Raw genomic sequence first — 11302 nt, 5'->3', positions numbered from 1 at the left:
CGGCGTTTGATTGTTCAGAAATATGCCAGATACGAAGCCAGGAAAAATGCGCCACCCATGCCTGCGATGATCGCTACCATCCCCGGGACACATCGCCTGGCCAGCGAAGCATTACCGATAAAAAACACCAGTCCCAGCTTGAAAATGAGACTGGCAATCACCGCCAGTGTTATCGCAGTGACTACCTCCACGACCTCCAGCTTGCCCAGTCCATACAAACGCAGACTGCTCAGCGTAATGGCATCAACGTCGGTAAACCCGGAAATGAGCGCCACAGCGTACAATCCGCTGCTGCCGGCAATGTCCGACAACCATGCACTGAGAAGCAATACAATTGTATAAAGCAGGCCAAAACTCATTGCCGTCTGAAGTTCTGCCGGGTTGCGAGTATCCGGCATGGGAACTGCTGTTTGTTGCTGGCTGAATTCGCGCCACCAGAATACCGAAGCAGCCAATCCCAGAACAAAACCACCCGCCAGGATGGGCAAGAGATAGGGGAAAATTTCCGGAGAAACCACAGCACTAATCAATGCCAGCCTGATCAGCAGAGTTAAGTTGGCCAGCAATATCACGATGACAGCAAAGCTGCTAAAGTCGGGGTTATTGTTACTACGGCGCGAAAATACTATGGTGGTAGCGGTACTCGAAACCAGTCCACCCAGCAGACCGAGCAGAACCGCACCATAGCGCTGTCCGGTAAAACGCAATGCAATATAGCCTGTCAGACTCACGCCCGATATCAACACCATCATCAACCATATCTGGTATGGATTGAGTGCATCGAAAGGGCCGTAATTTTTATTCGGCAGGATCGGCAGTATGATGAAACTGAGTACTGCAAATTGCAGTATCGAAATCAGATCCTTTCGGCTCAGATTTTGCGAGATTCCCCGAAGCTCGGTTTTAAAATAAAGCAGAATGGTTGTGATAATGGCCAGCATGACTGCCAAGATTGATTCTTCGTACCATACTAATGCGCCAATCCCGTAACAGATCAGTATTGCGGCAATTGTGGTAGTCCCCGGATCCTCCCGTTTATCCCGTTTGTCCCGGTAGGACGAGATCATCATGATGCCAGTCAGCAATAATCCGCTGATCAGCAGCCAGGGTGTTTGTGCCTTATGCGACAGCATAGCGGCCAGTGTACCGAACATGGCCATCAGAGCAAAGGTACGCAGCCCGGCCTTGGCTGCCGGATGGCGTTCGCGTTCCAGGCCGATAAGCAATCCAATCGCCATGCTGGTGGCAAATTTGGCCAGATAAATCTGCTCACGTTCGGGAAAAAACAGATCATCCATTTTGTGTACATCCGGATTCGAACCAGTGTTCCAGTAGTAATTGCATACGGGTATTGCCGTTATATTCGTTCAGCTGTACTCGGTAGACAGCGTCAATTTCGACGGGTAGTCGTTCAGTATGGAAAAACAAAATGCCGTCGTGTATTTGTCTGGCACCTGCTTTGCGCAGCTTCAGTTTCAAATGTCTTTCCCCGACAATGCGTTGATTTTCAACGCGGAAATGGTCATTGAAACTCGGCTCGGGAAAACCTTGTCCCCAGACTTGATCCGCTAAATATTGTGCCAGTGCCAAAGTTAGATCCGCTTCTTCCAGTTCGCCATCCGTTTCGATGACTTGTATCAGATCAGCAGGTGTCAGCAGTGACTGTGCAACCTCCTCGAATACCGTGCGAAACTGCTCAAAATACTGCTCGTGTACTGTCAGACCGGCTGCCATGGCATGGCCACCAAATCTGATGATTAATCCCGGGTGACGCTTGGTAACCAGATCCAGCGCATCACGCAGATGCAAGCCGGGAATGGATCTCCCGGAACCCTTGATTTCTCCATTCTTTCCCTGTGCGAACACAATAACTGGTCGATGCAGCTTATCCTTGACGCGCGATGCAATCAGGCCGATGACGCCCTGGTGCCAACCCGGATCATACAGGCACAGGCTGTTATAAACAGGATGTGTATTGCTATTGGTGGGCATGTCGATCTGGTTCAGAATATTGATCGTCCCTTCCAGCTTGTTCATTGCTTCATCCCGCATGCCTGATTCGATTTCACGACGCTGGCGATTCAGTTCATCCAACTCGCTGGCCAGATGCAGGGCATGGGCTGCTTCTTCAGCCAACAGGCATTCAATTCCCAGCGACATATCATCCAGCCGTCCGGCAGCATTTAATCTGGGAGCAAGAATAAATCCCAGTTCATACGTTGTGGCGCGTTCGAAATCACGCCCGGCTACCTTGAACAACGCGTGCATACCCGTGCAGAAATGGCCGTTGCGAATGCGCTGCAATCCCTGTTGTACCAGGATGCGGTTGGTTCCTTCCAGCCTGACGACATCGGCAACGGTGCCCAGTGCGACCAGATCAAGCAGACTGGCCAGGTTGGGTTCACTGCTTCCGGCAGTAAAAACGCCCCGTTCGCGCAATTCTGCCCGCAATGCCAGCATTACGTAAAAAATCACGCCGACTCCGGCAATATGCTTGTCGGGAAAATCACACCCTGGCTGATTGGGATTAACAATAACGGCTGCATCCGGGAGTTGATCTCCCGGTAAGTGATGATCAGTGATGAACACCTGCATACCCAGCCGGTTGGCTTCTGCAACGCCTTCCACGCTGGCAATACCGTTATCCACTGTGATCAGGATTTCAGGAGGAGGATTACAGTTTGCTGCCAGCCGTACGATTTCCGGCGTCAGCCCATAACCGTATTCAAAACGGTTGGGTACAAGATATTCCACCATTGCACCCAACCGGCGTAATGCGCGCAAGGCAACGGCACAGGACGTCGCACCGTCCGTGTCATAGTCTGCAATCACAAGTAAACGTTTTTTTGCTGCGATGGCATCCGCCAGTAAAACTGCAATCTGACCGATATTTTTCAGTTGCCGAAAGGGTGCCATGCGGGAAAATGTTGTATCGAGCTGGCTCGGATCTTCTATGCCACGTGCAGCAAAAATACGTGCGAGTACCGGCGGCAAGCCATGTGCAGCGAGTGCTGCGTATGCATGGGAAGAAAATTTGCGGGTAGTAATATTGGTCATAACCAATATTTTATCACCGGGTTGCAATCAGCCGGTTTGAAGAAACGGTCTGCAAGTTGAAGGTGACGGACTTTGTTACAACAGCGGACATCAAATGAAGAAGACAGGAGTATTTTATCCGCGACCCAAATACTCCTGTTTTTCTATGTCAGATTGGTATCAGATTATTTCGGTGCCACCACGCCGGATTCACCGGTTGCCTTGGCTGCGCGTAGTACGGGGTAAAATTGCGTGAAAACCATGTCTGTCTTGGCATTTTCCTTGTGACAGGCAGCGCACTCAGCTGTAGGCAGATTTTTAGCTGCGGTAACGAGTGGCATATCGGGTACATAGAAAATATAGAAAGCCCAGTTTCCCGGCTCATCTGCAAAACGTTTTGAATCCTTGACTGACGCTTCCAGGCCGATGTAGTCGCCCATGAAATAGCCGTTACCACTGCCCGGACCTTTGCGATCACCCACGCTGACCAGCTCTTTTACCGTCATGGTGCCATCCCTGAATTCTCCGGTTTTTTTCCAGTGAGCATAGCTTTCAGGATCGACGTACACTGTTCTGATTTCAGTAAAAGGTGCTTTGCCATCATTCAGTTCGTCGGGCGTCACCTGGGTGCCGACCATGACCCATTCACGATAATCCTTTGGTAACAGCAGCTCCCCCTTGTCATTAAACTCGGCCACACCTGCTGCCAACGCGCAGTTAGTCATCACAGCAGAAAGAATCAGACCACTCAAACTACCTATCAGTTGTTGCTTGAAGTTCATAAACATCTCCTTTTAATTGATGGACAGCAAAATTGTCATCCTCCGGCTTGTCCGGCGGCGGCGCGGCGTAGTTTACGCCAGGTTTGTTGTGAACAGGTCTGCCAGCGCAATGCCGGGATCCGGCGCACGCATGAAGGTTTCCCCGATCAGAAAAGTATGAATGTCGTGAGATCGCATCATCTCTACGTCAGCAGGTGTGCGGATGCCACTTTCTGTCACGGTAATTCGCCCGGACGGAATACGCCTGACCAGCTGCACACTGGTATCCAGTGTGGTTTCAAATGTTTTCAGATTACGGTTATTGATGCCGATCAACGGGGTAGACAACTGCGATGCAAGATCAAGTTCATCGGCATCATGTACTTCCACCAGCACCGCCATGCCCAGTGTTTGTGCAACATTTTCCAGTTTGTGCATGCGTTCGAGTGCACTGTCACCCTGATTGACCGCGGGATCATGCTGGAAAACCGGTGAAAAAAAGGCTGCGACGATCAGCAGGATACAGTCTGCTCCCATCGCACGTGCCTCGTAGATCTGATATTCGTCTAGCATGAAATCCTTGCGTAATACCGGTAAATCACAAACGGCGCGTGCCTGTTGCAAAAAATTGGCACTGCCTGAGAAGAACTGTTCATCCGTCAGCACGGATAGACAGGCCGCACCATTCCTGGCGTAACTGGCTGCAATATCTGCCGGGATGAAATCTTCCGGGATCGGATGCTGTGCGGCTAAATTTTTCATGTGCCCCGATCCGGAAATGTTTTGTGATTCTGCCCGGCCACGCAATAACCCTTTGCTTGGGCTGGCTCGTTTGATTTCTGCAATGACAGCGGCGTGGTTTTGATTAATACGGTTGCGTATGGCTTGCAGAAAATCACGTGGAGCGGGTGTTGCCTGCGCTTCACTGCGGATTTTATCCAGTGATTTTTGTGTTCGGGCGGTTGCGATCTCCTGCTTTTTTACAGCGAGAATACGATCAAGAATATCTGACATGCGAACTAATGGTTTATCTGGTTGGAGAATTCGATCAGTGCCTGCATTTTTTCTCTGGCAGAGCCACTGGCCAGCGTGTCGCGCGCGATTTCAACCCCCTGAGTCCAGGAGTCTGCTTTTCCGGCGACATAAATCGCTGCGCCTGCATTCAGCAGAACGATATCCCTGGCAGGCCCCGGTTGATTATCCAGTACAGACAGCAACATTACCCGCGCCTCTTCCGTGCCGCTTACCCGCAGAGCCTCTATTGAAGTGCGTTCCAATCCAAAATCTTCCGGTTGCACCGTATATTCCCGGGTTTCTCCCGCTTTGAGTTCTGCGATCCGGGTTGGGCCGGAAATGGTGATTTCATCCAGCCCATCGCTGCCGTGCACGATCATCGCGTGCCGGCTTCCCAGGCGATGCAAGGCCTGTGCCAGCAGACCGGTCAGATCTTCACTGAATACACCCAGCAGTTGATTCCTGGCACCTGCAGGATTGGTCAGCGGCCCCAGGATATTGAACAGCGTGCGTACACCCAGTTCCCGGCGAACGGGGGTTGCATGTTTCATGGCGTGATGAAAATTGGGGGCGAACATGAAGCCGATGCCTACTTCGGTGATGGATCGGGCGATCTGATCAGGGGTCTGATCGAGATTGATACCGATTGCCTCCAGTACATCCGCGCTGCCTGCCTTGCTCGAAACGGAACGTCCGCCGTGTTTGGCTACCTGCGCACCCGCAGCAGCTGCTACAAAAGCGGAAGCCGTTGAAATATTAAAGGTATTACACCCATCGCCGCCGGTACCGCAGGTATCGACCAGATTGGTTGAATCGGCCACTTCGATATGCAAAGCCAGTTCGCGCATGACTTGAGCTGCTGCCGTAATTTCGCCGATGCTCTCGCGTTTCATGCGTAATCCCATAACCAGAGCAGCAGTCATCGCTGGCGAAACGTTTCCTGACATGATTGCACGCATCAGCTCAACCATTTCCTCATAAGGTGTTTCGCGCTGCTCAAGGATACGAGCAAGAATGGCTTGTGGTTTCACACTTTGCACGGTTTGGATGATTAATTTTGAATATGATGAGCATGCAGAAAATTGCTGAGCAGCTGATGACCATGTTCACTTAAAACGGATTCCGGATGAAATTGCATGCCTTCCACTGGTAACGTGCGGTGCCGCACACCCATGATTTCACCTTCTTCGGTCCAGGCAGAGACAACAAGACAGTCAGGTATACTGGAGGGTTCGATAACCAGGGAATGGTAGCGGGTTGCCATGAACGGGCTGGCGATTCCCTGGAAAACACCCTGACCATCATGAAAAACCGGCGAGGTTTTACCATGCATGACTTTTCCGGCGCGCACAATTCGTCCGCCGAAAGCCTGGCCAATACTCTGGTGACCAAGACATACACCCAGTATAGGAATTTTTCCACTGAACCGGTTGATCAACTCCATGGAAATACCTGCTTCATCAGGCGTGCATGGACCAGGCGAAATGACAATACCGGCCGGCTTTAATTGCTGAACCACATCCAGCGTAATCTCATCGTTACGCACAACTGTGATTTCCTCGCCGAGCTCACCTAGGTATTGCACCAGGTTATAGGTAAAGGAATCGTAATTATCAATCATCAGCAACATGGCGAGTACAATCGTTATTCGATATCCGGGGAAAAATAGCTGTACAGAGAGTGAATGCGGGAAAATGGCCAGAATCTTTCTATCCGGGTATTTTCGCCCAGGTCGCACGAAAGGTAAACCTGATATATGAAATTTTCTACTGATGTTTCACCTTCAGAGCGAATGAGTCGGAAAAACAGATCCAGATACAAACCGAAATCGTTTCTGGCTTTAATCCTGATCGGATTTTCGATTGTTGGCCTGCCACTGATCAGCGCACTGATATACAGTGCCATACGCATTGATCAATTATCCGAACAAAGCCGTTACAACGTCTATCATGCTACCCAGATTACCAATGGTACCAGTGTTATCATTGGCGAAATCATGGCGATGGAGCGCAGTGTGCAACATGCACTGGTACTGGATGACGCAACTTTGCTGGAAGGTTATTTCATTGCGCATACCAAGTTTGAAAGCATTACGAATCATCTGTCCATTATTTCCACGTATCCGGAACAGCAGCTTTCGCTGGAAAAATTGCGGTTACTGGAAACCGGAATTTTTCGGGAAATACTGGATCTGAAAACACATCCGCAGGATTTACAATATCTGCTCGATCGTTTTGCTGCTCTGCTCAACCTTGCCCGTGAATTTTCAACTGACAGTTTCCGCATGATCGGACAAAGTGTCGGCAATGTAAGTGAAATTGCCACACAAACCCGTTCACTGGTCGAATGGGAGCTGTTGATTCTGGTTCCGCTGGTTATTTTTCTTGCGCTGATTTTCTCTGTATTTATCGCTCGTCCTGTCCGTCAGATTGATGAAGCGATTGCTCAAATGGGTCGTGGCAACCTTTCCCGGCCGATCCATGTTAACGGGCCACAAAACCTTACCTACATCGGGGAGCGTCTGGACTGGCTGAGGCTGCGTCTGCTCAGGCTGGAAAACCAGAAAATACAGTTTTTCCGTCATATTTCCCATGAACTAAAAACACCGCTGACAGCAATTCGGGAAGGTGCTGATCTTCTAGCCGAAGGCGTTACAGGCACGCTCAACCGGAAACAACAAGTTATTGCCGGGATTCTTCACACCAGCAGCATGCAGCTGCAAAAACGCATAGAAGATTTGCTTAATTTCAGCGCATTGCAGGCAGAGATCATCACGCTTGTCAAACAGCGTGTTAATCTGAAAAAACTGATAAATTCAGTCATCCGGGCGCAGAATCTTTCCATTTTGAGCAAAAGTCTTACAATCAACCTGAATTGTCCGGAGTTGTTTCTGGAATGTGACATCCAGAAACTGGATGTCATGCTTGATAATCTGCTTTCCAATGCAGTCAAATTTTCTCCGGAATATAGTCATATTGAAATTACTGTCTTATATGATGAAGACAAGGTGCAAATCGATATTATGGATTCAGGCCCGGGGGTTGCCAGTATTGATGAAGATCGGGTGTTCGAGCCGTTCTACCAGGGGCGCAATACACCTGAAAATCATGCCAAGGGTACAGGCCTGGGTCTGGCGATTGCGAAGGAATACGCTGTTGCACATGGTGGAAATATCGAACTTGTCCGGAACACCGGAAAATGTGGTGCACATTTTCGCTTGATGCTACCCATCAACCGTTCTGAATCTACATGATGAAAACAGTTTGTAAATTATTGACAGGGCTGGCTTTAATTACGCTGCTTCCCGGATGTATGCATACCTCCGTTCAGCCGGCACATTCGCCGCCCGATCCTGAGGAACCCTGGTTAGTCCGGGAAACAGATGATCTGGGTGAGCTGATGCATTACTACAGTTCGCTGCAGGACAAATCCGGATCAGAGCTCATCGAAGAGTATCAGTATGCCAACATTCATTATCGTGACAGCGCCGATTTACAACAACGACTCAAATTACTACTACTGCTGCTGTTGCCCAATACCGGTTTTCAAAGTACGCATGCTGCACTGGATCTCATGAAAAATACCCCCGAGCAGATCGAAACGACTCCCGCTACGACTGCTTTTAGAGACTTGCTGATATCATTACTCAAGCAGCAGCGGGCAGCAAATCTCAAAATACGGAACCTGACTGAAAAGGTCCGGACAACCGAGGCTGAAGTGAAAATACTGCAGAACAAGATCAACGCGATTAAAGATATTGAAAAAAATTTCATGCGCAAAAGTACATTTTGATCAAATGGCTGGCTAAATGATGCAAAGTAAAAAAATTCTTCTGGTGGATGATGATACGGATTTGCTTGAACTGCTTTCCATCCGCCTGACGGCAGCTGGATATGAAACGGTTCGTGCAGACAGTGCTGAGGCAGCCATTAATTATCTCGACATATCGCGCCCGCATCTCGTCATCAGTGATATGCAGATGAGCGGAATGGATGGTATGGCGCTGTTCGAGCATATCCATCGGCACATTCCAACGCTCCCGGTTATTATTCTGACAGCATTCGGTACCATACCGGATGCTGTGGCAGCGACACAGCGCGGGATTTTCGGCTATCTTACAAAACCATACAATCCTAAAATTCTGTTGAATCAGGTTGAGCGTGCAATGGATCTGGTTTCCGTTGCAGACACCCTTCCCAGCAAAGCACCCGTCTTGACGTGGCGTAAGGCGATCATTACCCGGAGTGCCCTCATGGAAGATCTGCTTGCCAAAGTGGATCGGGTTGCACAGGGAGATGCCAGCGTGCTGCTGTCCGGTGAAAGTGGCGTCGGCAAGGAATTGTTTGCCCGTGCCATTCATCAGGCATCCAGACGCTGTGACCAGCCGTTCGTTACCATTAATTGTGCCGCCATTCCTGAACAACTGCTGGAATCCGAACTGTTTGGCCATGCCAGAGGTGCGTTTACCGGAGCGGTACGGGAACACAAGGGACTGTTCCAGCTGGCTGAGGGAGGCAGTCTGTTTCTGGACGAGATTGGTGACATGCCTTTGCTGCTGCAGGCGAAATTGTTACATGCGTTGCAGGAGCGGGTTATCCGCCCGGTTGGATCTACGCAGAGCATCCCGATTGATGTACGTATCATCTCTGCCACGCATAAAGATCTGAAATCGGAGATCCAGGCCGGAAATTTCCGTGAAGATCTGTACTACCGGCTTTTTGTTGTGGGTCTGGTGATTCCTTCGCTTGCTCAGCGCAGTGAAGATGTTTTTCTGCTGGCCAATCATTTTCTGCGTGTATTTGCCGAGAAACATCACAAGGATATTAGCGGATTTTCCCCGGAAGCAATCAGCTTTCTGCAGGCATCTTCCTGGCCGGGAAATATTCGTCAGCTCATGAATGTTGTCGAACAAAGTGTCGTTATGAGTGCGGTTCCGCTCATTTCCAGCGAACTTGTCCGCGATACCATGCACAAGGATGAAGAGCAGATGATTTCATTTGAAGAGGCTCGCAGGCAATTTGAAAGGGATTATCTTGTCAAAGTACTGAAAATGACTGCTGGAAATGTCACTCAGGCGGCCAGGCTGGCCAAGCGCAACCGCACCGAGTTTTATAAACTGCTGCAACGCCATCAGCTTGATTTCACGCTGTATAAATCCTTGCAGGAAAAAGTCTGATTTTCTGTTTAGTTCATTAATGGCGGAAATTTCGCAATGATTTCAATGATCACACCTTCCCGCAGCACTTTCAGAGGCAACCAGGTGCCCGGCGCCTGACGTTTGACTGCAGCGATTACATCACTGCTTTCCCCAAGAGGGGTGCCAGCCATTGCAAGAATGACATCCCCGGGCTGCAAGCCTGCTGATTCAGCAATGCTTTTCGGTTCTACCTGCAACACGAGCGCACCTTTGGTTTTTTTGCCGAATTCAAAGCCAATGCCCAGGCGCTGCTGCAAAGGGGAGGCGGATGCCGTTGTAAACGGCGTCAGACCGAATACCGCGTCGGCATAGTCGGCCGTCAGCGATTTGCAGGATCGATTGGTGTCCCAGGGTAACAGTGAAGCCACTCTGTTTGTGCTTATTCCCAGATCTTTCAGCTGATGAGGTACACCAAATCCCTTCAGAATATGCCCGGATCCCATGACACCTACTACCAGCGGATTCTTGTGTTTGTCATAACTGCTCAGCACCGCATGAATTTCCTGCGCCATCGCCCGATCCCATAACTGCTGACTGACGACAAATCGCAGAAAATCAGGATCATAGAGGCTGGGTTTCTCCTGTCGGTTGGTATGCTTCTGTTTCGGACGATCATGCTGTGCGTAAATGGGCAGCAGAAATTCCAGATATTCCGGTGCAGGCGGAGCCGGCCGGGTGACGCCTTCCCGATCCTTTTCCGGCACGTGGTTAAACCCCTTTTGGGTGACAGCCCGTCTTAGGTGGATATCAATATTGAGTGCGCGCATTGGAATGCGGTTCATCCGTGCAAAGTGGAATAGAGGTAGATACAGATTGGCATCCGTGTTCCAGACGGACTGCCATTCGGATCGAGCCAGAAATTCGGATTCCGTCAGCTCACCTGCCACCCATTGATCCAGAATTTTCTGTACCCGGCGCGGAAACATTTCGAAGCCAATCACCATATCGGGACGGGCAGCATACAATGCCGCCAGCATTTGCAGTTGCCAGCGATGGTGCTCAGGATTAACGTGTGTCTCGCCGAGCAATACCACCGATTTGTCTTTTATCGACGCTATCACGCTGGGCAGTGTTGTTTCTCCCTTGCCGGGGATTACCCAGCGTGCAACCGGGACACAGGTGTCCGATGCAGCCTTCTTACTGGCAGAAATTGTTTTTTTCTCCGGTCCGGTTTGGGCGGAAAGATTGGAAACATTCACCATTCCGCCCAGCAACAGTAAACCGGCCAGGGTGAACCACCAGTCAGACTTGAAATCAATCATTATCTTGTTATGTATTTTTAAGTATTCATAAA

10 protein-coding genes are annotated in these 11302 nt (G+C 50.0%); 3 read left to right on the top strand and 7 right to left on the bottom strand.

Annotated elements, in window-relative coordinates; translation table 11 throughout:
* Positions 1–14 precede the first annotated feature (14 nt).
* The 6 genes from ABO04_RS10580 to ABO04_RS10555 form a co-directional block, all read right to left on the bottom strand.
* Entirely contained in the window at positions 15–1298 is a 1284-nt protein-coding gene (locus tag ABO04_RS10580; protein WP_160810620.1) for an MgtC/SapB family protein, read from the bottom strand.
* Complete coding sequence (gene recJ, locus ABO04_RS10575; RefSeq protein WP_160810619.1) at positions 1291–3057, bottom strand: single-stranded-DNA-specific exonuclease RecJ; 1767 nt, start codon at positions 3055–3057, stop codon at positions 1291–1293. Before recJ ends, ABO04_RS10580 begins: the two co-directional genes overlap by 8 nt.
* A gap of 164 nt (positions 3058–3221) precedes the next feature.
* A complete protein-coding gene (locus ABO04_RS10570; protein WP_160810618.1) occupies positions 3222–3818 on the bottom strand; it encodes a cytochrome P460 family protein in 597 nt (198 codons plus the stop codon).
* A gap of 72 nt (positions 3819–3890) precedes the next feature.
* Complete coding sequence (locus ABO04_RS10565; protein WP_160810617.1) at positions 3891–4811, bottom strand: indole-3-glycerol phosphate synthase TrpC; 921 nt, start codon at positions 4809–4811, stop codon at positions 3891–3893.
* Positions 4812–4816: 5 nt separating this feature from the next.
* Positions 4817–5842, bottom strand: coding sequence for an anthranilate phosphoribosyltransferase (gene trpD, locus ABO04_RS10560; protein WP_160810680.1), 1026 nt, complete (start codon positions 5840–5842; stop codon positions 4817–4819).
* Between the two features lie 20 nt (positions 5843–5862).
* Positions 5863–6441 carry an aminodeoxychorismate/anthranilate synthase component II gene (locus ABO04_RS10555; protein ID WP_160810679.1) on the bottom strand — a complete coding sequence of 193 codons (579 nt, stop codon included), beginning with the start codon at positions 6439–6441 and terminating at the stop codon, positions 5863–5865.
* A gap of 126 nt (positions 6442–6567) precedes the next feature.
* On the opposite strand from ABO04_RS10555, the gene ABO04_RS10550 reads away from it, so the two are divergent.
* Genes ABO04_RS10550 through ABO04_RS10540 form a run of 3 tightly spaced genes read left to right on the top strand, consistent with a single transcriptional unit; the run spans position 6568 to position 9987 of the window.
* A complete protein-coding gene (locus ABO04_RS10550) occupies positions 6568–8064 on the top strand; it encodes a HAMP domain-containing sensor histidine kinase (RefSeq protein ID WP_160810616.1) in 1497 nt (498 codons plus the stop codon).
* A 59-nt stretch (positions 8065–8123) separates the two neighbouring features.
* Positions 8124–8603: a hypothetical protein gene (locus tag ABO04_RS10545; protein WP_240141526.1), complete on the top strand. Its 480-nt coding sequence runs from the start codon at positions 8124–8126 to the stop codon at positions 8601–8603.
* Between the two features lie 16 nt (positions 8604–8619).
* Entirely contained in the window at positions 8620–9987 is a 1368-nt protein-coding gene (locus ABO04_RS10540; RefSeq protein ID WP_160810615.1) for a sigma 54-interacting transcriptional regulator, read from the top strand.
* Between the two features lie 8 nt (positions 9988–9995).
* Here ABO04_RS10540 and ABO04_RS10535 read toward each other — a convergent pair whose 3' ends face one another.
* Positions 9996–11270: a ChaN family lipoprotein gene (locus ABO04_RS10535; RefSeq protein WP_160810614.1), complete on the bottom strand. Its 1275-nt coding sequence runs from the start codon at positions 11268–11270 to the stop codon at positions 9996–9998.
* Positions 11271–11302: the final 32 nt, after the last annotated feature.

The organism is Nitrosomonas sp. HPC101, from assembly GCF_009833125.1.
Lineage (GTDB): Bacteria > Pseudomonadota > Gammaproteobacteria > Burkholderiales > Nitrosomonadaceae > Nitrosomonas.
The sequence above is the reverse complement of the archived record's forward strand: the minus strand, read 5'-3'. Positions and strand labels throughout refer to the sequence as shown.

Coding starts and splice junctions, on each gene's coding strand:
- ABO04_RS10540 (WP_160810615.1), top strand. CDS start 8,620: ATGATGCAAAGTAAAAAAATTCTTCTGGTGGATGATGATACGGATTTG.
- ABO04_RS10535 (WP_160810614.1), bottom strand. CDS start 11,270: ATGATTGATTTCAAGTCTGACTGGTGGTTCACCCTGGCCGGTTTACTG.
- ABO04_RS10570 (WP_160810618.1), bottom strand. CDS start 3,818: ATGAACTTCAAGCAACAACTGATAGGTAGTTTGAGTGGTCTGATTCTT.
- ABO04_RS10565 (WP_160810617.1), bottom strand. CDS start 4,811: ATGTCAGATATTCTTGATCGTATTCTCGCTGTAAAAAAGCAGGAGATC.
- recJ (WP_160810619.1), bottom strand. CDS start 3,057: ATGACCAATATTACTACCCGCAAATTTTCTTCCCATGCATACGCAGCA.
- ABO04_RS10580 (WP_160810620.1), bottom strand. CDS start 1,298: ATGGATGATCTGTTTTTTCCCGAACGTGAGCAGATTTATCTGGCCAAA.
- ABO04_RS10555 (WP_160810679.1), bottom strand. CDS start 6,441: ATGTTGCTGATGATTGATAATTACGATTCCTTTACCTATAACCTGGTG.
- ABO04_RS10545 (WP_240141526.1), top strand. CDS start 8,124: ATGCATACCTCCGTTCAGCCGGCACATTCGCCGCCCGATCCTGAGGAA.
- ABO04_RS10550 (WP_160810616.1), top strand. CDS start 6,568: ATGAAATTTTCTACTGATGTTTCACCTTCAGAGCGAATGAGTCGGAAA.